The 22,798-nt window shown below is 49.6% G+C and carries 24 protein-coding genes; 5 read left to right on the top strand and 19 right to left on the bottom strand.

Annotated features, from left to right (window positions below; translation table 11 throughout):
* Positions 1-336 precede the first annotated feature (336 nt).
* Together OCV63_RS01270 and OCV63_RS01265 are read left to right on the top strand one after the other, a co-directional pair.
* Positions 337-1,317 (top strand): tyrosine-type recombinase/integrase, encoded by a 981-nt coding sequence (locus tag OCV63_RS01270; protein ID WP_158361548.1) that lies wholly within the window; start codon positions 337-339, stop codon positions 1,315-1,317.
* A 182-nt stretch (positions 1,318-1,499) separates the two neighbouring features.
* Positions 1,500-2,882, top strand: coding sequence for an alanine/glycine:cation symporter family protein (locus tag OCV63_RS01265; RefSeq protein WP_158361545.1), 1,383 nt, complete (start codon positions 1,500-1,502; stop codon positions 2,880-2,882).
* Between the two features lie 158 nt (positions 2,883-3,040).
* Here OCV63_RS01265 and larC2 read toward each other — a convergent pair whose 3' ends face one another.
* Together larC2 and OCV63_RS01255 are read right to left on the bottom strand one after the other, a co-directional pair.
* Complete coding sequence (gene larC2, locus OCV63_RS01260) at positions 3,041-3,946, bottom strand: nickel pincer cofactor biosynthesis protein LarC2 (RefSeq protein ID WP_158361543.1); 906 nt, start codon at positions 3,944-3,946, stop codon at positions 3,041-3,043.
* Positions 3,939-4,829 carry a LysR family transcriptional regulator gene (locus OCV63_RS01255; protein WP_158361541.1) on the bottom strand — a complete coding sequence of 297 codons (891 nt, stop codon included), beginning with the start codon at positions 4,827-4,829 and terminating at the stop codon, positions 3,939-3,941. Before OCV63_RS01255 ends, larC2 begins: the two co-directional genes overlap by 8 nt.
* Positions 4,830-4,933: 104 nt before the next feature.
* Between OCV63_RS01255 and OCV63_RS01250 the strand changes: the two genes are divergently transcribed.
* On the top strand, positions 4,934-5,533 hold the full coding sequence (locus OCV63_RS01250) for a chromate transporter (protein WP_158361539.1): 600 nt from the start codon (positions 4,934-4,936) through the stop codon (positions 5,531-5,533).
* A 40-nt stretch (positions 5,534-5,573) separates the two neighbouring features.
* On the top strand, positions 5,574-6,143 hold the full coding sequence (locus tag OCV63_RS01245) for a chromate transporter (RefSeq protein WP_158361537.1): 570 nt from the start codon (positions 5,574-5,576) through the stop codon (positions 6,141-6,143).
* A 30-nt stretch (positions 6,144-6,173) separates the two neighbouring features.
* Here the strand turns inward: OCV63_RS01245 and larC are convergent, their stop codons facing one another.
* The 16 genes from larC to OCV63_RS01165 form a co-directional block, all read right to left on the bottom strand.
* Complete coding sequence (larC, locus tag OCV63_RS01240) at positions 6,174-6,938, bottom strand: nickel pincer cofactor biosynthesis protein LarC (protein ID WP_158361535.1); 765 nt, start codon at positions 6,936-6,938, stop codon at positions 6,174-6,176.
* Entirely contained in the window at positions 6,931-7,719 is a 789-nt protein-coding gene (gene larB, locus OCV63_RS01235; RefSeq protein WP_158361533.1) for a nickel pincer cofactor biosynthesis protein LarB, read from the bottom strand. Before larB ends, larC begins: the two co-directional genes overlap by 8 nt.
* A gap of 97 nt (positions 7,720-7,816) precedes the next feature.
* Complete coding sequence (locus OCV63_RS01230) at positions 7,817-8,536, bottom strand: sulfite exporter TauE/SafE family protein (RefSeq protein ID WP_158361531.1); 720 nt, start codon at positions 8,534-8,536, stop codon at positions 7,817-7,819.
* A gap of 68 nt (positions 8,537-8,604) precedes the next feature.
* Complete coding sequence (locus tag OCV63_RS01225) at positions 8,605-10,059, bottom strand: lactate racemase domain-containing protein (RefSeq protein WP_158361529.1); 1,455 nt, start codon at positions 10,057-10,059, stop codon at positions 8,605-8,607.
* Between the two features lie 10 nt (positions 10,060-10,069).
* Positions 10,070-10,903, bottom strand: a complete 834-nt coding sequence (locus tag OCV63_RS01220) for a triose-phosphate isomerase (RefSeq protein ID WP_158361527.1) — start codon at positions 10,901-10,903, stop codon at positions 10,070-10,072.
* A gap of 18 nt (positions 10,904-10,921) precedes the next feature.
* Positions 10,922-11,659 carry an L-ribulose-5-phosphate 4-epimerase AraD gene (araD, locus tag OCV63_RS01215; RefSeq protein WP_158361525.1) on the bottom strand — a complete coding sequence of 246 codons (738 nt, stop codon included), beginning with the start codon at positions 11,657-11,659 and terminating at the stop codon, positions 10,922-10,924.
* Positions 11,656-12,324, bottom strand: coding sequence for a ribulose-phosphate 3-epimerase (gene rpe, locus OCV63_RS01210; RefSeq protein WP_158361524.1), 669 nt, complete (start codon positions 12,322-12,324; stop codon positions 11,656-11,658). Before rpe ends, araD begins: the two co-directional genes overlap by 4 nt.
* Position 12,325: 1 nt before the next feature.
* Positions 12,326-13,351, bottom strand: a complete 1,026-nt coding sequence (locus OCV63_RS01205) for a zinc-dependent alcohol dehydrogenase (RefSeq protein ID WP_158361522.1) — start codon at positions 13,349-13,351, stop codon at positions 12,326-12,328.
* Between the two features lie 4 nt (positions 13,352-13,355).
* Positions 13,356-14,288 (bottom strand): transketolase family protein, encoded by a 933-nt coding sequence (locus OCV63_RS01200; protein WP_158361520.1) that lies wholly within the window; start codon positions 14,286-14,288, stop codon positions 13,356-13,358.
* A 5-nt stretch (positions 14,289-14,293) separates the two neighbouring features.
* Positions 14,294-15,118 (bottom strand): transketolase, encoded by an 825-nt coding sequence (locus tag OCV63_RS01195; protein WP_158361518.1) that lies wholly within the window; start codon positions 15,116-15,118, stop codon positions 14,294-14,296.
* 16 nt (positions 15,119-15,134) lie between these two features.
* Positions 15,135-15,932, bottom strand: coding sequence for an SDR family NAD(P)-dependent oxidoreductase (locus tag OCV63_RS01190; RefSeq protein WP_158361516.1), 798 nt, complete (start codon positions 15,930-15,932; stop codon positions 15,135-15,137).
* Positions 15,933-15,944: 12 nt separating this feature from the next.
* Complete coding sequence (locus OCV63_RS01185) at positions 15,945-16,691, bottom strand: ABC transporter ATP-binding protein (RefSeq protein WP_158361514.1); 747 nt, start codon at positions 16,689-16,691, stop codon at positions 15,945-15,947.
* 14 nt (positions 16,692-16,705) lie between these two features.
* Positions 16,706-17,458, bottom strand: a complete 753-nt coding sequence (locus OCV63_RS01180; protein WP_158361512.1) for an ABC transporter ATP-binding protein — start codon at positions 17,456-17,458, stop codon at positions 16,706-16,708.
* Entirely contained in the window at positions 17,440-18,213 is a 774-nt protein-coding gene (locus OCV63_RS01175) for an ABC transporter permease (RefSeq protein WP_158361511.1), read from the bottom strand. Before OCV63_RS01175 ends, OCV63_RS01180 begins: the two co-directional genes overlap by 19 nt.
* Positions 18,210-19,055: an ABC transporter permease gene (locus OCV63_RS01170; protein ID WP_158361509.1), complete on the bottom strand. Its 846-nt coding sequence runs from the start codon at positions 19,053-19,055 to the stop codon at positions 18,210-18,212. The genes OCV63_RS01175 and OCV63_RS01170 overlap by 4 nt, the downstream gene beginning before the upstream one ends.
* A gap of 105 nt (positions 19,056-19,160) precedes the next feature.
* Positions 19,161-20,285, bottom strand: coding sequence for an ABC transporter substrate-binding protein (locus tag OCV63_RS01165; RefSeq protein WP_158361507.1), 1,125 nt, complete (start codon positions 20,283-20,285; stop codon positions 19,161-19,163).
* Between the two features lie 262 nt (positions 20,286-20,547).
* On the opposite strand from OCV63_RS01165, the gene OCV63_RS01160 reads away from it, so the two are divergent.
* Positions 20,548-21,570 carry a LacI family DNA-binding transcriptional regulator gene (locus OCV63_RS01160; RefSeq protein ID WP_158361505.1) on the top strand — a complete coding sequence of 341 codons (1,023 nt, stop codon included), beginning with the start codon at positions 20,548-20,550 and terminating at the stop codon, positions 21,568-21,570.
* Between the two features lie 47 nt (positions 21,571-21,617).
* On the opposite strand, the gene OCV63_RS01155 is transcribed toward OCV63_RS01160, so the two are convergent.
* On the bottom strand, positions 21,618-22,490 hold the full coding sequence (locus OCV63_RS01155) for a hypothetical protein (protein ID WP_158361503.1): 873 nt from the start codon (positions 22,488-22,490) through the stop codon (positions 21,618-21,620).
* Positions 22,491-22,798 lie beyond the last annotated feature (308 nt).

Raw genomic sequence — 22,798 nt, 5'->3', positions numbered from 1 at the left:
GATCCGCTTCAACCGATAATCCATCAAAAAATCTGCTGTCAGGGTAGAACTAGATTTTTCACACATTCTCTATGCGTCCGGTGGAATTTAGTCACGCACACTGAACTCCAGCGGTCTCTTTTTCATGCCCTGAAACTGAGTATTTTTTGAAAAGACAGCTTCATTATAGCAGAAATCCTTTGTTTTATCACTATAAGTGGTTTTAAAAATCAGAATTTTAAATATGTGATGGAATTTACTACTGCACTGGAATTTCGGATTTCAAGTCAGCGAAGTTTTCCCCTTATACTAAATTCTATCACCATTTAATGTTTGCTTTTACAAAGGAGAAGGGCTATGAAAAAAGAACTGAAACAGGCTGAAAATGCGAAGATCACGGTAAAAATGGCGGTGGAGCTGTGGCTGTCCGGAAAGCGGTTGTTCGCCAAACCGTCCACCTATGCCAAATATGTCCATACAGTGCGGAGCCATATTTTACCGCATCTGGGGGAAATGAGCGTGGCAGAAATCAATACCGGCTATCTGACAGAATATTTGCGGATGCTTTTACAGGAGGGCCGTGTGGACGGCACGGGCGGGCTGGCTCCGAAGACGGTCCATGATATCTATGTCATTATTCGTTCCATCTTGAAGCTGGCCGAAGAGACCTGGGATACGGCCAACCGGGTTTCCCGCGTCTCCAATCTGTGGCGGCGCACGGTCTATGTCCCAATTCTGGATACTGCGTCCAGGAAAAAGCTGGAGAGCTGGCTTTTCAAAAACCGCGAGGATAAGCGATGCCTGGGCGTTCTGCTGTGCCTCTATACCGGCATGCGCCTGGGTGAAATCTGCGCGCTGAAATGGGAAAATATCTATCTGGACGAGGGCTTTATCCGAATCAATTCCACCCTTCAGCGGATCCAAAATGTAGACGCGAAGGAGGGTGAGCCCCGGACGCAGGTGGTATGCAGTCCGCCCAAAAGCATTGCCTCCAGCCGGGATATTCCGCTTCCCCGTTTTATTCTGAAGCTTCTGGAAAGCGATCCGCTGCGGCCCGACGTGGACTATTTTTTTCTGACAGGAAGCACGGAATTTCTGGAACCGCGCACCTATCAGAACCATTTTAAACAATATCTTTCCGTCAACGAAATCCAACCTATCAATTTCCACGCCCTGCGCCATACCTTTGCCACGCGCTGTATTGCGGCTGGGGTGGATATCAAATCTTTGAGTGAAATTCTCGGACATTCCAGCGTGCAGATGACGTTGAATTACTATGTCCACCCATCCATGGACGACAAGCGGCGACAGATCGAGATGCTCGATCAGGCCGGGTAAATCATTTTCTGAAAAGACTCCTTTTCCGGGAGTCTTTTTTCGTGGAATAACATACTTCACGAAATTTCTTTTTCTTCCGCAATTTTTTCGGTATCTCCCAGTAAACCCCGTAAACTTTTCTCGATTTTCCCTCCAGAATATGGTAAAATAAAAAAATATTTACGCGAGGAGAGAAAAATTTTATGTTGGAAACCATCGAACGCATCAACAGCGCCGTCAATGGCTTTGTCTGGGGTATCCCGGCTATGGTCTGTATCATCGGCGTCGGTCTGTATCTGACCATTCGAACCCATTTCATTCAGTTTCGCAAGTTTGGCTATACCTTTAAGGTGACTTTGGGGAAGCTTTTTCATAAGAAAGGAGCCGCCGAGGGCGCGGTGACGCCGTTCCAGGCGGTCTGTACGGCCCTGGCCTCCACGGTCGGCACCGGCAATATCGCAGGCGTCGCAGGCGCTATCGCCCTGGGCGGTCCGGGCGCAGTGTTCTGGATGTGGTGCTCGGCCCTGCTCGGCATGTGTACGAAGTTCTCCGAAGTGACCCTGGCTGTGCATTTTCGTGAAAAGAACGCCAAGGGCGACTGGGTCGGCGGTCCCATGTATTATATTAAAAATGGTCTCGGTCCCAAGTTCAAGTGGCTGGCCTGCATCTATGCGGTGCTGGGCGTATTGACTGTCTTCGGTACGGGTAACGCGACTCAGGTGAATACGATTACCACAGCCATCGACACGGCAGTGCTCAGTTACGCTTCCGCTTCGGATCAGTTTATCCGGACCATGAACCTGATTATCGGTATCGGTATCGCCATTGTGGTGGCAATGATTCTGCTGGGCGGCATCAAGCGTATCGGTCAGGTAACGGAGAAGCTGGTTCCGTTCATGGCCCTCTTTTATATCGTTCTGGCCATCGGCGTTATCGTGCTGAATATTCAGCGCGTGCCCGCTGTCTTTGCTTCCATTTTCGAGGGCGCGTTTACTCCCTCTGCCGTGACTGGCGGCGCAGTCGGTACCTTTTTCCTGAGCATGAAAAATGGCGTGTCCCGGGGTATTTTCTCCAATGAGGCCGGCCTCGGTACCGGTTCCATCGCCCATGCGGCGGCGGATACCAGCGTAGCAGTGAACCAGGGGTATTTCGGTATCTTTGAGGTATTTACCGATACGATTATTATCTGTACGATGACGGCTCTCGTTATCCTGTGCAGCAGCGTACCGGTGAACTTCGGCGCGGCTGCAGGCGCGGAACTGACTATCAGCGGCTTTACTTCCACCTATGGCAGCTGGGTTTCTATCTTTACAGCGGTGGCGCTCTGCTGCTTCGCCCTGTCTACGATTATCGGCTGGGGCCTCTACGGTACCCGCTGCATCGAGTTCCTGTTCGGTTCCCGGGTCAATAAGCCCTTCATGGTGGTTTACTCCGCGGTAGCGATTCTCGGCGCGACTGTGGATCTGGGCCTGCTGTGGGGCGTGGCAGATACCTTCAATGGCCTGATGTCCATTCCGAACCTGATTGCCCTGTTTCTGCTTGGCGGAACCATGGTGAAGCTGACGCGGCATCCGGATGCCATCTAATTTAGTTTACTTAATATTTTAATAAGAGAACCAGTTATCAGGTACTTTGTTTGAAAATGCTGTTATATTACAGTCTTCGATTCTTCAAACAGTTACTGATAACTGGTTCTTTTTATGATTACATCCATAAGGAACTTCTGGTACAGTTCTCCGATTTTCTATGCTTCGTTCTGCGCAGCTGCCATTTTTGCTTTCTCGTAGATCTCTCTATAGCTCTTTCCCGTCTCCCGCGCGATCCGCTTCACGTCCTCGTATTCCGGGTAACATTTTTCGGCGCCGTCGGGCTGCTCACAGGCTTTGATGCGGACAGTACCGCCGGGGACTCGGACTTCGAAGAATCGGCGGGGCAGGGCGGTGCGCTCGACGCGGTAGCGGCGGACGCCGATGGTGGTGGTCTCGCGGAAGAGGATGGCGTCCAGGGCGCGGATCTGGTCTTCGGCGCAAAGAACGGACAGCTGGTAGGCAGGGCGGTTTTTCTTCATGAAAATGGGGGTGAACCAGACGTCCCGGGCTCCGGCTTCGAAGAGGAGATCCATGGTGTAGCCCAGGACTTCTCCTGCGCAGTCGTCGATGTTGCTTTCCAGGATCCATAAGTTTCCGATAGGGGTCTCTTCAATGAGCATGGCGCGGAGGGTTCTGAGCTCGCGGTCTCCATTTTCCAAGTTTACATAACTTGTTCCCGTGCCAACCTTTTTGACTGTAAATCGCTCCGGGCAGACGCCTGCGGCGCGGGCTGCGATGGCCAGACCTGCGGCATCGGTGGGGCCTTTGTCGGACCAGACGGGGGAGGCAGTGATTTTTTCTATCTGTAATTTACCAAGGAGACTGTCTATCTGTGTCAGAAGTTCTTCCTGCGTTGTTCTGTGCTCTTTCCCCCGCTTTTCTGTATCCCGCTTTATTCCTTCTTCTGAAAGATTTGTTACTGCGTAATTACTTTCTCCCCGGGAAATTGCGTGTGCTCTCTCCTCTGTTTCTACATCTTCCGACAGCTCCCGCAGCGCCCCCAGCACCATTTCCCCGGTGATCCCCTCGTAGCATTCCAGATACAGTGTATTCTTACTCATGATCGGTTTCCTCCCCGTATTGTTTACATAACTCGATAAAGGTGTTCATATTTCCCGTCAGATATTTGCTCTTATGGTAAATGATGTTCAGATTCCGTTCCATGGGCTCGGCCAGGGATACCTGGATTACCGCGCCCTCCCGAATGGCCCGCCGGACCAGCAGATAGGGCAATACGGCTACGCCCAGTCCTTCGGCCACGCCACGGACGATGGCCTGGGTGCTGACGCTCTCCATGACCGGATGGACGGCCTGCTGCCGCAGCGCAAAGGCCGCGTCCAGGATTTCCCGGCCTGCGCTGCCCTTTTCCCGCATGAGGAAGGGATATTCCGCCAATTGCTCCAGGGTTACTTTCTTCTGGCGGCCAAGCGCATGCCCGGGCGGCAGGATGGCTGCCAGCTCATCCCGCATAAAGGGCACGGCGCAGATGTCCTCGTGCTCGGGCTGATTTTCGATGAGGCCGACGTCGATGGCATTGTCCAGCACCCGGCGCTCGATGAGGGAGGAATTGTTGATCTCCGCTTCCGTCCGCACCTCCGGGAACTGCTCCTGGAAGCGGTGCAGCAGCTCCGGCAGGATGTGGGTGCCGATGGTGATGCTGGTGCCGATGCGCAGGGTGCCGATGCGGTCCCAGTTTTTGATGCGGGTCTCCATCTCGTCAAAGAGCGACGCAATGTGCAGGGCGTAGCCGTAGAATTCCCGCCCGGCCTCGGTGGGCAGAATCCGCCGTCCCCGCCGCTCGAAGAGCCGCACACCGTAATATTCCTCCAGCTCCTTCACCGCCAGGCTCACCGACGGCTGGGCCAGATGCAGCTCCTCAGCTGCCCGGGTGATGTTGCTGTGCTGAAAGACGGCCACGTAGATTTTCATATGTCGCAGTGTCATAGTTTTCGTTCCTTTATAATAAATTCATTATGATAATTATAAAATAATACTATTTTACATATAAGTCAAGAATCCTTATACTGGTTGCGTAGGAGGGTTTTTCAATGAATAATAAAAAGATGGTTTTATGGAAAATATTTATCTCGACGCTCTACCTGAGCGCCTTTACCTTCGGCGGCGGGTATGTAATCGTGACGCTGATGAAGAAGAAATTTGTGGATGAATATCACTGGATCGAGGAAGATGAGATGCTGGATCTGGTGGCCATCGCCCAGTCGTCGCCGGGCGCTATCGCGGTAAACGGAGCCATCGTGGTGGGCTTTAAGCTGGCGGGACTGCCCGGTACGCTGGTGGCGATTCTGGGGACGATTATTCCGCCGTTCCTGATTATCTCGGTGATCTCGATCTTCTATGCGGCGTTCCGCGATAATTTTGTCATCAGCCGACTGCTCCTGGGGATGCAGGCGGGCGTAGGCGCAGTCATCGCTTCCGTGGTCTATGATATGGGCTCTGGCATCGTACACAGTAAAAATATTGTGTCCATCCTGATTATGCTGGCAGCTTTTATCGCGTCCTGTGTGTACGGCATCAATGTCATCTATATTATTTTGGCCTGCGCGACGCTGGGGACGGTACGGACGCTGGTGAAAAATCGAAACAGCCGAACTGATACCTCGCATACTCCTCATGACAAGCAGTCCTGACTTTTGGAAAATGATTTATAAATAGAAAGAGGTTATTGGAATGATTTTACTGGAATTATTTTTAAGCTTTCTGCAAATCGGAGCCTTCAGCTTCGGCGGCGGGTATGCGGCCATGCCGCTGATTCAGGCTCAAGTGGTGACAAAGTACCACTGGCTCTCCATGGCTGAATTTACCGATCTCATCACCATTTCCCAGATGACACCGGGACCTATCGCGGTGAATTCGGCCACCTTCGTCGGTATCAAGATCGCCGGTATACCGGGAGCACTGATAGCGACCCTGGGGTGCATCCTGCCCTCCTGTATCATCGTGACGCTGATTGCTTCACTCTATCTGAAATACCGAAATCTGTCCCTGCTGCAGGGAATCCTGGGGTCGCTCCGGCCTGCGGTAGTGGCCATGATTGCATCGGCGGGGATCTCGATTCTGATTACGGCGTTCTGGGGTAGCAGCGCCGCCATCGCACTGGCGGATACCAACTGGGATTTGGTGGTGATCTTCATTCTCTGTATCGTGTTATTGCAAAAGTGTAAGCTGAATCCGATTCTGGTGATGGTGCTGGCGGGCGTAATGAAGGTGGTTGTAGATGTGGTAGTAGGGTTTCTGTAGAAAAGACACGGGAAATTTCCCGTGTCTTTTCTATTTCTCTTCGATCAGCATCGCCCGCAGGATATTCGTATTCTGATACTCCCGCTTCCCCGCGCCCATGCCGACTTTTTTCACACAGTAAGCAGCCGGGATCTGTCCCTCGGATAATGCCGCAATCGCGGCGCCGGTCGGGGTAACCATTTCGCCCTCCTGCTCGATCTGGTGGAAGGTCAGGTGATGGGCCGCCGCAATCTCCAACACCGCCGGAACCGGCACCGGCAGTACGCCGTGCTGACAGCGGATGTGGCCGCAGCCCTCGGTCAATTCGGAAACGACCACTTTATCCACATTTAACTCGTCCAGGCAGGCTGCCGTACCCACAATATCCACAATGGAATCCACAGCGCCCACCTCGTGGAAATGTACCTCGTCCACCGGATGACCATGAACCTTTGCCTCAGCCTCGGCTACGGTACGGAACATCTGCAGGGACAGAGCCTTGACACGGGGCTTCAGGTCGGATTCCAGGAGCATCTTTTCGATGTCGGCCCAACTGCGATGAACATGGGGATGCATGTGTGAATGTTCATGCGTATGCGCCGGTACCTCATGTTCCAGGATCACGTCAAAATCGCTGACCAGCAGTCCGCTCTTTACGATTTTCTTCACTTGGATTTCATAGCCGTCCACCGGCAGCTTCGCAAGCTCCGCCCGCAGGTTCTCCTCGGTCGCGCCCAGATCCAGCAGGGCTGCCACGGTCATATCGCCGCTGATGCCGGAGCGGCACTCCAGATATAAGGTATTGCCATTACTCATCTTTTTCTTCCTCCACTACCTCTTCACTGAGATGTCTGCCACCGCAGGCCAGCCGGTTGATCTGGGTCGCCACATAAGCCGCTCCGTAACCATTGTCGATATTTACCGTGGTAATGCCGTTGGCACAGGAATTCAGCATGGTCAAAAGGGCCGACAGGCCGCCGAAGTTCGCGCCATATCCCACGGAAGTCGGCACTGCGATGACCGGCACATCCACCAGACCCGCCACCACTCCGGCCAGCGCACCCTCCATCCCTGCTACCGCAATGACGCAGCTGGCGCCCTGGAAGGCCTTCATATTCGAAAGCAGGCGGTGGATTCCGGCCACGCCCACGTCATAGAGGCGCGTCACCTTGGTGCCGAAAAATTCCGCCACCTGGGCTGCTTCCTCTGCCACCGGCACATCCGCCGTACCGCCGGTACAGACCACGATGCGGCCTATCCGCTTCCTGTCCCGCTTCTCCACCTTCAACACCCGGGATACCTCGTCCCAGACTGCCTCCGGAATTGCCTCTTTTACCGCCTCATACTGCTCCCGGCTGGCCCGGGTGCCCAGCACGTCGATGCCCTCCGCCGTCAGCGTCTGATATATTTTCACCAGATGGGGCGTCGCCTTTCCCTGGCAGTACACCACTTCCTCGAAGCCCTGCCGCACCTTCCGGTGATGATCCAGCTTGGCGAAGCCCAGATCCTCATAGGGGAGGTTCTTCAACTCGGCTTCGGCCTGTTCTATCGATATTTCATTATTTTTTATCTGAGTTAAAAGTTTTGTCACATCCATGTGTCAGCACCTCGGTCTGTCGGTTCAATTGATCAGATCTATTGATATTATAAATAGTTCCTGGGATAATAACAAGTGGAAATCCTGTCTTTGTTTTTTACAAAAAGCATTTTATCACTAACACACTGCCTGACAGAAATAGCAGGCAGTTTGAAAATTTTCGAAATAAGGTTTCATCCAGCTTTTTCTGCAGACAATCTCCCAAAAAAATTCCCAGAATCGCCGGAATGACTCCGATCCACACATAATGCAGGTTTTCCCTGCAATACAGCCCCTGCGCTGTGAACAGTACAACCATTCCACCGTTCAGGATTAACCAGAGCACAGACAGGGTGGAACGCTGTACATCCTTCTTTGCAAAATGCTCTATTGCATAGATAAGAAGGAAGGAACCACCAGAAAGAAACGCGCCGTGTACCAGGCCTGCCATCAGTAAAATCAAGTTGTCTAACCATGACGGAAGCTGTCGCGGATTCGTCTGTCTGAAATTCCGAAGGGCCACTCCTATCACCAGCAGTCCATACACTGTCAAAATTGCCGTCCCGTACAAATACTTCAGCAGAAATTGTGCCGCTAGGATTCCTGCCGCCATATAAATACCGATTTTCCGAACCTCTTTCCAATCAATGAAGCTACGGCAGCTCAACACGGGATAAATACAGCTTAAGATTCCAACTGCCGTCAATATCAGCCTGGCTTGCTCCGGACCCAACAGCAAAATCGCAAACGGCATCGCCAGCATAGTACCGGCGAATGCGCCTATAGTCTGAATCAGGTTAAAACTAAATACAAGAAGTATAAATAATGTTAATTTCATAGCATCCTTCTAATAAATATGGCACCGCCCGATTCTGCGGTGCCACGACAACTTTTCTTCTATATTTTCTATACGTTTGACAAATCGTCGTCTTTCATGCACAGATGGACTGCGCCAATCTTAAAGGTTTTCGGCAACGCAAGAATATTGGGGTTCGGTCCTACATATTTCTTCTTCGCATCCTCCAGAGCCTCCTCGAAGGTTGCCCGTGTCTTCAATCCCATACTTCTGGCGATGCCGGGTTCCTGCGCGCCTACGATGTAGATGGCGCTGGTATTCATTTCCGCGATATGCGCGCTGCTCATCATGGAAAAGCCGTGGAACGGATGGAACGCATTCGCAAAACGATATTTGCGGATATATTCTTCATTTGTCGCGAAATATTCACCGTAACGGTTCATATCCGGTAAGACGTTCATATAATCATGCTGGAACATCTCGTACAACTCACGCAGATACGGCCATCTCTCATCGTGGAAATATCCATTGCAAATAGAGGAGCAAATGATGACGCAATTATCCTTCATAACGCGCTTGTGGCGAACCACCTGCGCGGAAAGCGCCTGCATCAACTGAATAGGATTGGTTCCCATACCGTCACCATAATGGAAATTCTGAGGCATACCGAATACCATGACGTCATATTTCTCCTCGGCAAACGGTACATAGGTACGCTTATTCGCCATAATCCAGGACTTGGGCTGCATCACTTTCGCATAACCGGAATTGATCTCGATCTGACGGGAATAAGTGTCCAATACCGCGTCGCAGCAGAAGAAAGGATGGCCCATCTTTTCTTCCATCAGCATTCCGATCTCATTGAATTTCGTTCTCATCATGCTATGTCCGGAAACCGGTGTGAAATCCGATCCGTGCATAACCTCCGGAACATGGTGGGTAGCTATGGAACGCCAGTGGGTGATACCGGTCGCGCAGTGCTTGTAGCCTCCGGAATAACCGCCATAGGGATTGCCCTGGGTGTGACCGATCAGAATGGGAATATCACAATCGAACACATACTTATTCATCAGAACCCGATCGCCGCGCTCGGTACAGCCCAGATCCACCAGATGCTCATAATCTTCGGAATCATGACTTGTAATCTGATGGGTCCAGTAAAACTCGTCAAATAATTCCTTACCCAGAATCTGTTTTGCCTCTTTTGTGGTAGTTCTGGGATGCAAGCCATTGGAAAACAGAAGCAGAATATCTTTTTTCTCCACGCCTGCCGCATACAGCTCATCTACAATCAGACGAATCGCTACTTTTCTGTGGGAGGTCGGCTGGCAGCCACCCTTTACAATATCCGGAATTACGATAACGACTTTGCTTCCCTTATGAGCCAGCTCGGAAAGCGGTTTCATTCCCATAGGATTGCGTATGGATTCCCGTGTTTTGGCTACGATCTGATCCTCCGGGATACAGGGCGGATCTGGAATGGTCTCTCCCGGAATAAATACATCGGTAGTATCCGGAAGCTCTGCTGTCATTGTGCCATGGCCATATTCAAAATCAAGTTTCATACCTCTCTCCTCACTTTCCCAGATACAGTTTGATAATCTCCAGATATTCATCCGGATAGAAGCCAATCTCGCCGGTAAAACGGGTCAGGCCAATCAGCCCGCCGTCAATCTCGTCGATGGAAGCCAGCATTTCCGCATTTTCTTTCTTCAGGCCGCCACCATATACCATGTCGCAGCCGCCGGTCACCTCTTTCGCGAACCGGGCTATCTTGGTAATATACGCTTTATCTGCTGGTGTTTTTCCGGGTCCTATGGACCAGATAGGCTCATACCCCAACACAACCTTTGTCTTGTCCACGCCATCCAGACCTATCCGGAGCTGCTCGCCCAGAACCTCCTGCCAGTGCTCCTGTTCCTCGCTCTTTTCACCGATACAGTAAAGAACCTTCATGCCTCTTGCCTGCGCCAGCTTCACTTCTTCGTTTAAGATCCGGTTCACTGCTGCTGTGTCCGTCGCGCCTGCCGCCTGCATCACGCCCAGCTTGTCCGCACGCTCCTCACAGTGGCCGATTACGATGGTATCTACCCCCATCACCGCCATAGACGCCGCCGGGCAATTGGTCGTAAACGCGCCGAAGCCGTCCCGTCCGGCGTCCATCCGGTACACGCCCTGGCCTCCGATCTTAATTGGACTGCCCTCGCTCTTTGCCTCTGAAGCCTTCAGAATCTGGGACTCCGGATAGATCTGAACGAATTCCACCTCCTGCGGATCGTATTTCTTCAGCTCCTCCTGTGTATGTGTTACGATATATTCGCCCCATTTAGATACCGGCGCCAGCCGATTTAAGCCCCCAAGCTCAACCGGGATTTCAAAGCGCTTTAAGTTTACATAAATATGCTTCATATACCCCTCCGTAAGTTTTTATTTATTATGTACCATTCCATGTCCGTGATCGTCATTGGTAAAATACGCGTTCGCCCCGTGTTTACGGTAAAAATGCTTGTCGCTCATGACCTTTGGAATGGGCTGCCAGTCCGGTTCGATAGCCAGCATGTGAACCGCCATTTTACAGATTTCTTCCAGTACTACCGCCTTGTGAACTGCATCCCAGCAGTCCTCGCCCCAGGTAAAGGGACCGTGATTGATGGACAGGGCCGCAGGCACATCTGCAGGTGATATACCATATTTCTGGAAATACTTTACAATCGCCATGCCTGTATTCCATTCGTAATCATGAATGATTTCTTCGTCAGAAAGAGCCTCCACGCAGGGAACGGATCCGGCAAAGTAATCCGCATGGGTTGTGCCAAAGCAGGGCACGTCCCGGTGTAGCTGCGCCATCACTGTCGCGTAGGTAGAATGTGTATGTACGATAGCGTTGCACTCCGGGAAATTTTCATACAGCGCCCGGTGAATATCCAGATCCACAGACGGGTTCAACGGATTTTTCTCTCCGGCCACCTTATTGCCCTGCAAATCCACAACGCTTACATTTTCCGTGGTCAGATCATCGTAGGGAATACCCACGGGCTTAATTACAATGATTCCTTTGTCCCGATCAATGGCGCTTACATTTCCCCAGGAATATAGCACCATATGACGCCTCGGCAGCTCTTTGTTTGCCTCAACTACGATTTCTTTTAATTCCTGTACTGTCACTCTATCCCTCCGTTCTTCAATGCCTGACTGTAGGCTCTGTACTTGTCCGAAAGCGAATACGCGCTGTCAAACAGGTTGAAGTATCCGCCCACGATCACATCTGCTCCGTTCTCGATACATTTCATGGATATGGGAATATCGGCTCCTCCGTCGATCTCAATCCGCACCGGGCTGTCGCCTGCCATTTTCCGAAGTTTCCGTATCTTTTTATAAGTATGCGTAAGAAACTTCTGGCCGGAAAATCCCGGTTCTATGGACATCAGGGTTACACAGGACAGACCCGGAAGCAGATCCTCCAGCAGTTCCACCGGCGTGGACGGATTCAACGCGATGGCGGCCTTCATGCCATTTTTCTCTATCTCCTGACACACTCGGAACGGATTCACGGTAGCCTCATAATGAAAACAATAATAATCCACTCCCAGCTCCGCAAAGGGCTTGATAAACTCCATCGGCCTTGTACACATCATATGCGCATACAGGGGGCTCTTCGCTTCCTTCCGAATGGCCCGAATACAGTCGGTTCCAAAGGCGAAATTCGGTACAAAATTGCCGTCCATCACATCGATATGCAGCCAGTCAACACCCAGCTTTTCCACCTCGACGACAGTCTGCCTAAGCTCCATCTGATCTGCGCAGAGCAGAGAAGGTGAAATATGATACATGCTATCCCTCCCCGTTGTATTCTAGAACTACTTTCATATTGACGCCCCGCTTTTCCAGCGCAAATTCCATCATGCCCTGTACCTCGTCAAAGGGGAATTTTGCGGAAATAAAGCCTTCGGTATATACTTTTCCGCTCACCATGAGTTCCACTGCCTTCTGAAAATCTTCCGCCGTATACGTAATATTGCCCAATACATTTAACTCATTTCTCTGGATGGTCGCCACATCAATCAGTACAGGCTCCGAATAATTTCCTACAATTACCACCGTAGTCGTCTTTCCCGCCAACTCCAGAATCTGCGGCAGAATCACCTTCGCGCCTACGCAGTCAAGGATAACGTCCGGGAAGGTTCCGTAAATTTCATAAGCCACATCCTTCAGGGAGCGTCCCGCACTGCTTACACAGTGCTGAATACCGGCTCGCTTCGCCATCTCAATCTTGTCGTCACTCAGATCGCACACAGCGACCTCCGAAGCCCCAAGAAGCTGGCAGGCCTGCGCTGTAAAATTGCCGATAGTTCCCGCGCCTACCACCAGGACGCGCTTACCCTGCACCTGTCCCCGAAGGGCCGCATGGATTCCCACCGCAAAGGGCTCAATAAGCACCGCTTCATCCAAAGGACAGCTCTCCGGAATCGGGTAGACATATTCCCTGTCGATAACAAAATATTCCGCTCCGAGACCGTCTGACTGGACGCCCAGGCAATTAAAATTTTCACACGCGTTTTCATGACCATGACGGCAGGAATAACAGGTCCCGCAACTGATAATCGGACGGATCACTACTCTGTCTCCGGCTTTTACATGTGTTACGTCTGCTCCGGCCTTTACCACCCGCGCGATTCCTTCATGGAATGGTACAACCGGAAATTGCATATATCGGTTTCTTCCGGCAAATACCTGAATATCGGTTCCGCACACGCCGATTCGTTCAATCTTCAGCAGAACCTGATTGTCCCGATAGCCTGGTATAGCCGCTTCCTGTATCTCTGTATGCAATGCGGATGTAAATACAATTTTTTTCATAGTCCTATTTCCTCTGCATACACTTTTTCGCTGCTTCCACAATCTTCTCCGCCGTCAGTCCGTAATATTCCGCCAGATCCGCCGGGGTTCCGGAACGTCCGAACTGATCCTGAAGTCCTACCATCTCCTGGGGAACCGGCTGATGCTTCGCAAGTACCTCGCTGACTGCTCCGCCAAGTCCACCCATAATATTGTGATCCTCTGCTGTTACGATACAGCCGGTCTTCTTCGCGTATTCAACCACAAGCGCCTCGTCGATGGGTTTTACAGACGCCATATCGATGACTGCTGCAGAAATTCCCTCTTCTTTGAGTTTCTTTGCTGCCGTTGCCGCGCGGCTTACCATATCCCCCACTGCAATGAGTGTTACATCTGTTCCATCCTCTACCACGGTTCCTTTTCCAATTTCAAAGGTACAGGTCTTTCCGTTTTCATAGATTTCCGGGGTTCCCATTCTGCCAAAACGCAGATAGACGGGTCCGTCATACAGAATGGCTGCCTCTACGCAGCGTCTGGTCTCCTCCGTATCCGCCGGGCATAAAACCACCATTCCGGGGATGGCGCGCATCAGGGCCAGATCCTCCACGCACTGGTGGGAACCGCCGTCTGCTCCGATCAACACACCGCCGTGGGTCGCGGCGATTTTCACGTTCAGATGGGGATATGCCACACTATTGCGAATCTGATCGTAGGCTCTTCCTGCTGCGAATTCCGCGAAAGTGCTAGCAAATACGGTTGCGCCGCAAGCTGCGTAGCCAGCCGCGTAGCCTATCATATTCGACTCCGCAATTCCCATGTTCGTAAACCGCTCCGGGAATTTTTTGGCAAAATGAACGGTCTGTGTGGCTTTTGACAGGTCTGCGTCAAATACATAAATCGGATACTTCTCACCCAATTCTGCCAGTGCCTGTCCATATGCTTCTCTCGTTGAATTCATACTGTTCACCCCTTTAACTCTTTCATTGCAGTCTCATACTGTTCATCGTTGATGGCTCCACCGTGCCAGCCCACCTGATTTTCCATGAAGGATACGCCTTTTCCTTTCACGGTTTTGCACCAGATCAGGGTCGGTTTTCCTTCGCAGGCTTTCGCCTTCGCTACAGCTTCCACCAGTTCATCCACATCATGGCCGTCGGCCTCTACCACATTCCAGCCAAAGGCTTCGAATTTTTCCCGAATCGGATACACCGACATTTCCGCACTCACATGGCCATCGATCTGCAGATCGTTGTTATCCAGAAATGCCGTCAGATTATCCAGCTTAAAGTGACCTGCGCTCATAACCGCTTCCCATACCTGGCCTTCCTGGATCTCGCCATCGCCCAGAATGCTGTATACACGGAAGCCTTTTCCGGTCTGTTTCGCAAAGCGGGCCATACCTGCCGCTGCGGAGATTCCCTGTCCCAGAGAACCTGTGGACATATCTACGCCCGGAACCTTCTTCATATCCGGATGTCCCTGTAAAATGCTGTCAATATGGCGCAGGGTTTTCAGTACCTCTTTATCAAAATAGCCTCGCTCCGCAAGCGCCGCGTAATAAGCGGGTGCCGCATGACCTTTGGAAAGCACGAATCGATCCCGATCCTCCCATTTCGGATTTTTCTCGTCCACATCCATCTCGTGGAAATACAATACGGCCATCATTTCCGCTATGGACAGGGAGCCGCCCGGATGTCCGGAGCCGCCGCAATGGATACTCTCCACGATATTGATGCGAATATCATTGGCGGTCTTTTTCAATTCTTCTGAAGAATAAGCTAATTTCATAATCCTGCTTCCCTCCTTATTTAATCAGATCCATGGCCGGCATACCCAGAGCGCTCCAGCCACCGTCTACGAATAATGTCTGTCCTGTGATATAGCTGGACTCATCGGAGCCGAGGAATACGACTGCGTCTGCGATCTCGGACGGGTTTGCCAGACGTTTGAACGGAACAGCTGCCAGAATCTGATTCTCAGATACGACACCCAATCGATAGCCGTCCTGTACCATATTAGTCAGAATCCAGCCAGGCGCTACCGCATTGACACGGATAGCCTTTTTCCCGTTTCTGTCCTCTGCCCACTCCGAAGCAAGCACTGCCGTCATGGCGTTTACGCCGCCTTTGGAGATAACATAAGGCGCGCGTCCCGGTGTCGTCTGCGTGGATGTTCCGGAGGAGATATTAACGATGGCTCCGCCGCTGTCGCCCATCAAGAGAGCTGCCTGCTGACAGCAGAAGAATACGCCCTTCAGATTCACGTTCATCAGCTTATCCCAGTTTTCCTCTGTGAATTCCTTAGACGGGCAGCGAATCTGAATTCCCGCACAATTGACCTGTACATCCAGTTTTCCGAAGTGCTCTTTCACCTTTGCAAATGCAGCCTTGATATTCTCTACGCTGGTAACATCCATCTGGAACGCATAGGTTTCCACACCGAATTCTTTCTGAATCTTCTCTGCTGATTCCATCGCAAGGGCTTCCTGAATATCACCAATCACAATTTTCGCGCCCTCTGCCGCGAATTTCTCTGCCATAGCATAACCCAGTCCACGGGCGCCGCCTGTAATAAATACAACCTTGTCCTTCAGATTTTTCATAACTGCTCCTTTCTACCACCACTTGATCATATCGGTAATTTCTTTTCGGATTTCAATAAACTTCGGATCCGCAATCTGTCGCGGTCTGGGCAGATCCACATCAATACTCGTCTTAATTTTCGCAGGTTTGTTCGTCAGTATTAGTACACGCTCTGCCAGGTAAGTCGCCTCTTCCAGATTATGCGTGATAAAAAGTACTGTGCTTCCCGTCGCCTGCCAGAGCCGGATAACCTCGTCTTCCAGATAATAGCGCATCTTGATGTCCATCTGTCCATAGGGTTCGTCCATCAGAAGCAGATCCGGATTCAACGCGAAGGCACGTCCGATAACCACTCTCTGCTCCATGCTGACTGACATTTCATGCGGATAAGCGTCTCTATATTTTTCCAGACCTAACAGGCCGATAATTTTCTCGCGCTGTGAAACAATTTCCTGTTCCGGTTTCTTCTTGATTCTCAGGCCGTATTCGATGTTCTGCTGAGCCGTCAGCCACGGAAAAGCCGAGGGCTCCTGAAATACAAATGAAATGCTGTGCTTCTTCGGATCCGCACGCTCTCCGTCAATCAGAATTTCTCCCTCTGTAGGCTCCAGAAGCCCTGTCAGAAGATTCAAAAATGTTGTCTTTCCACAGCCAGTAGGACCTACAATGCAGACAAACTCTCCCTTGTTGATCTCAAATGAGATATCGTCTAATACCAGCAAATCACCAAAGCGCTTTGTCAGATGATTTACCTGGACTTTCACTTCTCGTTTTTCCATGATATACCTCCTGTCTATAACGCCAAGTCTGTATTTGCCTCTATCGCTTCACGAATCTTCAAAAATTCTGTATCCACGTAATCTCTCGGTCTGGGCAATGCGATCTCATATACCTCTTTTACTGTCGCCGGACAAGCGCTCAGAAGAATAATCCGATCCGCCAGATATACGGCTTCCTCAATATTATTCGTAACAAAGATAACCGTTCTCTTTTCCTGCTCCCAGATGCGTAAGATCTCTTCTTCCATCTGATACCTGGTCTGCGCGTCCAACGCTCCAAAAGGCTCATCCATCAGCAGTACCTGCGGATTATTGCAATAGGCTCTCGCAATTCCCACTCGCTGTTTCATTCCTCCGGAAAGCTGCTTCGGAAGTGCGTTCTCGAATCCATGCAGGCCTACCAGATCAATCAGATACTGTGCCCGCTCTCTGCGTTCTTTTTTCGGAACACCCTTTAATTCCAAAGGCATTTCCACATTTTCCATAACGGTTTTCCACGGAAATACTGCCGTCTTCTGAAATACAAAGCCCAAATCTGTCTTATCACTGTCTACAAATTCTACTTTTCCCTCTGTCGGCGTCTCCAGTCCACTTACCATATTCAGGAGAACGGTTTTACCGCACTGTCCCGGTCCCAGCAAAACCAGAAACTCGTTTTTGTATACATCAATGCTTACATGATTAACGGCTTCGAAAATTGTCTTTCTGGATACAAAGGAGCGGGATATATTTTCCAGTCGAACCTGTACTATTCTTTGCTCATCCATCCGCATAATTTCCTTTCAATAAGTGTAAATACGGCGCTTAACAGGGCTCCTACCACGCCGATCAGAATCATGGCTACCATAATCAGGGCCACATCATAGCTGTCACGTCCACGGTTAATCAAAAATCCCAGTCCGGATTTACTGGACAGCATTTCTGCCGCTACCACTACCATCCATCCGGAACTGATAGCGATCTTGATACCCGCCAGAATCGCCGGCATAGCTGCAGGAAATACCACATGCCTCAGCATCTGCCAGGTATTGGCCTTGTAAATCTTTCCAACCTTCAGATACATATCGTCTACCAGTGAAACACCTGACATAGTGTTCATAACAATCGGGAAAAATGCTCCGATAAATACCAGAAGTACCTTCGGGAACTCTCCGATACCAAACAGCAGGATGATAAGCGGAATCCACGCAATTGGCGGGATCGGACGCAACGCCATCAGAATCGGGTTAATAGCCGCTCTTACTTTTTTATTCCAGCCCATAACCAGTCCGATTCCAACCCCGAGAATAATAGCTGCAATCAGCGCAAGCATAACTCTCTTCAGACTGGCAAATATATGTCCCAGAATCGAAATTTTCATAACCGGTTTTTCAATCAGTTTTATAAAACGTTCAATGGTCGCCATAGGCGTCGGAAAGAAATCCGGCTTACTGTTTGACACGAGAAACCAGACAACAATCAGTCCCAGGATAGACAGAGTGGAAAGCATGATATCCCGTGCCTGCGAACGATTCTTTTTCATCCTCTGCTCCTCCATTTCACAACATGATTTTCCAGCTTGGACAACAGCGTCGTCAGAATAGCTCCGATTACGCCAATGGTAAGCATTCCTACGATGATAATGTCAGGTCTGACAAGGGAACGGCCCTGCTGAATCATATAGCCCAGACCTGCCGTAGCTGCCAGAAGCTCCGACGCAACTAACGTGGACCATGCATTTCCCAAGGCTACCTGTATGCCGGTAAAGGCCAGCGGCATGGCGTAATTTTTGCTGACAGTCCAGAAAATCTCCCACCTGCTGGCTCCTGACGTCTTGGCCACATTCAGATATACGGCCGGCGTCAGCTTGATGCCGGTATGAGAATTGATGACACAGGGAACAAACGCTGCCAGGAAAATAATAAAGGCTTTTGCCGTCGTTCCGACTCCCAGCCAGATAATTGACAGCGGAATCCACGCGATAGGCGGAATCGGTCGAATGATTTCAAAAATCGGAGATACCAGCTTATCAAAGGTATGATAATAACCCATGATTAGTCCCAGCGGAACGCCCACAATAACCGCGCTGCAGTACCCTACCAGAACCAGCTTCAGACTGGTTATAATATGAACACCCAGCACCGCTCCGTCCGGTTTCGGATCCGATAATTTCTGTATGAATGTTTTTACTACTGTAGTGGGCGCGCACAGATATTTACTGTCGATCCATCCTATACGAACAGCCAATTCCCAAATCCCCAGAAATACCAGCACGCTGATGGTAGATATCAACAGGAGCTGTCGGTTTTCTTTCCGTTTGGCCTTTGCTTCTATCAGAATGGAATTGGCGACCTCTGTTGAAATTTCTTTCGATTTATCGCTCATATACCTCTCTCCATTATGTAAATAAGTCAGAAGAAGGGCAGTACAAACTGCCATCTATACTACCCTTCTCTACTTATGTCATGTTACATTCTGCAAGCTCTTATTCTATTTTCCGCTCATATATGCTTCCATGAAGCTGGTGTCTACCATGCCATTTTCGCGAAGCTTGTTCAGGTCATCCTGGGAAATCTTGCCCTGGCCCTCGAAGAACTCTGCGAATACCAGCAGGATATCATTTGCCTCGCATCCACCGTCATCTCTTACGGTAAAGAGCTCTTCATTTCTCTCGATGGACGCGAACGGTCTGTTCTCTACTTCCTTCACAGCTGCTGTCTCGCTTAAGCTGATGCCCTGCTCCTCTTCAAAGTCATACAGCATCTGTGCGGTTCCTTCCGGATCTGCGTTCAACTCGGTCGCTGCCTTTAAATAAGCCTTCAGGTATGCATATACGCCGTCCCAGTCATTCTGGATAGCGTCCTCTGTAGCTACGATAACACACGGCTGGGTAATTCCAAGTCCTACTGCGTTGGCTACCTTTACCCAATCGGTATCTTCCTCTGCCTGGAAACCAAACGGAGACCACAGCGCAACCACATCACCGGTTCCTGCTTTGAACGCCGCATAGGAATCTGCAACAGAGGTATCAATCAGATTGATATCGTCTTCTGTCAGGCCCAGATGCTCCAGAAGTCCAATCAGCATCATGTGACAGGATGTACCTGTCGCGCAAAGAACGGTCAGACCCTTCCAGTCGTCCGCTGTTCCGTATACACCCATCTCGTCCGGCGTACACTTTGCAAGCGGGCTGTCCGGACGTACCCAAAGGTCTACGGTGTTTTCATCCGGTGCCGTAAACCCAATTGCTTTCAGGTTATAGCCAACAGCTCCCAGTACGATACCGCCGGTACCTGTGGTTCCCACATCCCATGCACCGGAAGCGATAGCCTCGTTCTGAACCGGGCCGCCAGAATACATGTCCACAGTCGGATCCTCGCATTTAAAGTATCCCTGCTCGATCGCATATACGCTCGGCAATGCGTGAATATATGGATGTCCGCTCACCTTGATATCATAGACTGTATCATCCACATCTTCTGCTGCTTCAGAGCTTTCCCCCTGCTCTGTGGTAGCTGTCGCTGTGTCTGTGGTCTCCGATTCTTTCGCTCCTCCACACGCTGCCAGGCTGGCAATCATGGTCGCTGTAAGTAACAGTGCAACTAACCTTTTCATTTCTTGTCCTCCTTGTACATTTTATAGTTTTTACACCTCTCCGTGCCTTTATTTTAGTTTATTTTCACCTCATAATCAACATGGTTTTACGCAAACGTTTGTGTAATATGTCAGATCTTGACTTCCATTTATTGACTTTCTCATTTGTTTTGTATATTATGGTTCTAACACTTCTCTTTTTCAACTTGGACGCGCCTTATATTACCGGGGGAAGTTTGAGTTTTATTAAGCAATCGCAGACATTACAGAAGAGGAGATTTTTATGACATTAAAAGAAATTGCTCAGGAAGCCGGTGTCTCTATCTCAACCGTCTCCCGCGTTATCAATCAGGGGAATTCCAATGTTGCAAGCAAAGAAGTACAGAATCGTATCTGGGAAATTGTACGGCGCACTGGTTATATTCCCAATTCCAACGCAAGAAATCTGAAAAACGGCATGACCTCTGTTATGACAGAACCTTCCCGTTCCATTGCCTGTCTTTTTGCCAGAACTCCAGATGCCATTACGGATCCGTTTTTTTCCCATCTGGCCCATAGTATCGAGAAAGAGGCTTTCAAGCAGAATTATATTTTGAAGTATTCTTTTACTTCTATTGATATTCAGGATCCGACTACCTTTCATCTGATCACAAACAATCAGGTAGACGGCGTGGCGGTTCTCGGACGGTGTGATAAGCCTATGCTGAGTTTCCTGAAGAAATATTTTAATTATGTAATTTATGCCGGATTGAATAGTTTAAATGCAAAATATGATCAGGTGCTTTGCGAAAGCCTTCAGGCCACGGAGGCAGCTCTGGAATACCTGATTGGACTGGGGCATACCCGGATCGCTTATGTGGGCGAAACGAAGAATGAAGAACGTTATACCGGATACCTGGCCACTCTGCTCAAGCACAATATTCCGATCCGCAATGAATTTATTTCCCATGTGATGCTTTCTTCCGAGGGCGGCTACAATGGCACCAAGACGCTGCTTAGCCGCACGCAGGACATGACTGCCATCTTCTGCCCCAATGATCTGACTGCCATCGGAGCCATGCGAGCTTTACAGGAGTCCGGATTCAAAATTCCTGCGGATGTATCTGTAATTAGTATTGACGATATTGATACCGCGCAGTATCTCTCACCAATGCTTACTACGATTCATGTGCCATTGGATGAAATGGGACAGACTGCCGCCAAGATTTTAATTGACCGTATTCAGGGCGGACATCATCTGCCCATGAAGATTTCCCTTCCATTCTATCTGGCGGTACGGGAGAGCTGTGCGGCACCCAGGAAATAGTCTTGTAAAAAAGGACACCTCCGGGATAGGAAGTGTCCTTTCTTATTTTACATTTTCGTTTTAAACTCCTCCAGACTCTCTGCCCGCGCTGCAAGCTTATGCCATCTTCTCAAAGTTTCTTTATCGGTCTGCACTTTGATTTTGTTTTTGAGTTCTTCTGATACTTCACCGCAGTCTTCCAACAGTTCCAGGATATCCTGAACTGCGCGATTCTGATCTGCTTCTTCCCGCTCATAGTAAATAATATCATCCAACCTCATAAATTCTTCTCTCACCTCCGGCAATACCTTTACCTTTTTGACGTGTTCGTGTATCCTCTGTAATCTTTCACTTCTAGCGTTGGTCTCTGTACTGTTCTGAAAATATTGAAGCAATTCTCGAATTGCAGGACTTCCGCCCTTTTTTCCTGTTGTATTAAAATAAATATACCGCAATCCGTCTTTATATTCAAGCCCCGGTACTTCCAGACATTGATTTATAATCTGGTACATCATGTAATTCTCTCCGAATGGATCATACGGTAAAATTGTAATAATATACAGGTTGGGTAATTTTGTAAAATCACGTTCCCCGCTCTCCATATATCGACTATCAATCTTTGCCTGATAAAAACGATTTGATTTCTCCAACCCTCTCTTATGATAGCGACACGGTTCAATATCATATACGTTTATAAGTTCCCCCGCACTTTCGATAATTTCTACATCCATACGTATTCCTCGGAGATTAGGTGCTCCGGCCGAAATTACCTTCTGAGTATTTATATGAATCTTGCCTACCTCTCGCTCCAAAAGCGTAGACAGTATCAAACGACAAAATTCCTCGCCACCTTCTCTGTCTGATGCTGCTGCATTCATGAGAAAATCGTCTATCACATTCAAGTCCTCTAAACTTCTTTTCTCTCTTTGGATCTTTTCCATCTCTACCTCTCTTTCTAACGGTAGTTAAATACATACCGTTTTTTTATTTCTGTGAAAATAGCGGCGATATGCCTGGAATTTGACTACTGAATTTCTGAGTTAATTCTTGACTTTTTCACTACTTTAAGTATAAACCCGGTGTTGAGATTGTCAATTTTTTACTTTCTCTGTTTTTCTACAAAATCCTCCTTATTTATAAGATTTTTTACTCTTTTCTATCCGTAGGAATTTACCAGCTGTAATTTCTTATGGTTGCTTCATGAAAAAGGACACCTCCTGGATGGGAAGTGTCCTTTCTTTATCTCTCA

Source organism: Laedolimicola ammoniilytica, from assembly GCF_025567165.1.
GTDB lineage: Bacteria > Bacillota > Clostridia > Lachnospirales > Lachnospiraceae > Laedolimicola > Laedolimicola ammoniilytica.
This window is presented reverse-complemented; position numbering and strand designations above follow the sequence as displayed.

Excerpts from the sequence above, each read along its gene's own strand:
- OCV63_RS01205 (WP_158361522.1), bottom strand. The coding sequence starts at position 13,351 with ATGAAAAAAATTGTATTTACATCCGCATTGCATACAGAGATACAGGAA.
- OCV63_RS01220 (WP_158361527.1), bottom strand. The coding sequence starts at position 10,903 with ATGAAGCATATTTATGTAAACTTAAAGCGCTTTGAAATCCCGGTTGAG.
- OCV63_RS01265 (WP_158361545.1), top strand. The coding sequence starts at position 1,500 with ATGTTGGAAACCATCGAACGCATCAACAGCGCCGTCAATGGCTTTGTC.
- rpe (WP_158361524.1), bottom strand. The coding sequence starts at position 12,324 with ATGTATCATATTTCACCTTCTCTGCTCTGCGCAGATCAGATGGAGCTT.
- OCV63_RS01255 (WP_158361541.1), bottom strand. The coding sequence starts at position 4,829 with ATGACACTGCGACATATGAAAATCTACGTGGCCGTCTTTCAGCACAGC.
- OCV63_RS01250 (WP_158361539.1), top strand. The coding sequence starts at position 4,934 with ATGAATAATAAAAAGATGGTTTTATGGAAAATATTTATCTCGACGCTC.
- OCV63_RS01180 (WP_158361512.1), bottom strand. The coding sequence starts at position 17,458 with ATGGATGAGCAAAGAATAGTACAGGTTCGACTGGAAAATATATCCCGC.
- OCV63_RS01170 (WP_158361509.1), bottom strand. The coding sequence starts at position 19,055 with ATGAGCGATAAATCGAAAGAAATTTCAACAGAGGTCGCCAATTCCATT.
- OCV63_RS01165 (WP_158361507.1), bottom strand. The coding sequence starts at position 20,285 with ATGAAAAGGTTAGTTGCACTGTTACTTACAGCGACCATGATTGCCAGC.
- OCV63_RS01155 (WP_158361503.1), bottom strand. The coding sequence starts at position 22,490 with ATGGAAAAGATCCAAAGAGAGAAAAGAAGTTTAGAGGACTTGAATGTG.
- OCV63_RS01225 (WP_158361529.1), bottom strand. The coding sequence starts at position 10,059 with ATGAAACTTGATTTTGAATATGGCCATGGCACAATGACAGCAGAGCTT.
- larC2 (WP_158361543.1), bottom strand. The coding sequence starts at position 3,946 with ATGAGTAAGAATACACTGTATCTGGAATGCTACGAGGGGATCACCGGG.
- OCV63_RS01185 (WP_158361514.1), bottom strand. The coding sequence starts at position 16,691 with ATGGAAAAACGAGAAGTGAAAGTCCAGGTAAATCATCTGACAAAGCGC.
- OCV63_RS01175 (WP_158361511.1), bottom strand. The coding sequence starts at position 18,213 with ATGAAAAAGAATCGTTCGCAGGCACGGGATATCATGCTTTCCACTCTG.
- OCV63_RS01200 (WP_158361520.1), bottom strand. The coding sequence starts at position 14,288 with ATGAATTCAACGAGAGAAGCATATGGACAGGCACTGGCAGAATTGGGT.
- OCV63_RS01230 (WP_158361531.1), bottom strand. The coding sequence starts at position 8,536 with ATGAAATTAACATTATTTATACTTCTTGTATTTAGTTTTAACCTGATT.
- OCV63_RS01270 (WP_158361548.1), top strand. The coding sequence starts at position 337 with ATGAAAAAAGAACTGAAACAGGCTGAAAATGCGAAGATCACGGTAAAA.
- larC (WP_158361535.1), bottom strand. The coding sequence starts at position 6,938 with ATGAGTAATGGCAATACCTTATATCTGGAGTGCCGCTCCGGCATCAGC.
- OCV63_RS01160 (WP_158361505.1), top strand. The coding sequence starts at position 20,548 with ATGACATTAAAAGAAATTGCTCAGGAAGCCGGTGTCTCTATCTCAACC.
- OCV63_RS01195 (WP_158361518.1), bottom strand. The coding sequence starts at position 15,118 with ATGAAATTAGCTTATTCTTCAGAAGAATTGAAAAAGACCGCCAATGAT.
- OCV63_RS01190 (WP_158361516.1), bottom strand. The coding sequence starts at position 15,932 with ATGAAAAATCTGAAGGACAAGGTTGTATTTATTACAGGCGGCGCCCGT.
- OCV63_RS01245 (WP_158361537.1), top strand. The coding sequence starts at position 5,574 with ATGATTTTACTGGAATTATTTTTAAGCTTTCTGCAAATCGGAGCCTTC.
- larB (WP_158361533.1), bottom strand. The coding sequence starts at position 7,719 with ATGGATGTGACAAAACTTTTAACTCAGATAAAAAATAATGAAATATCG.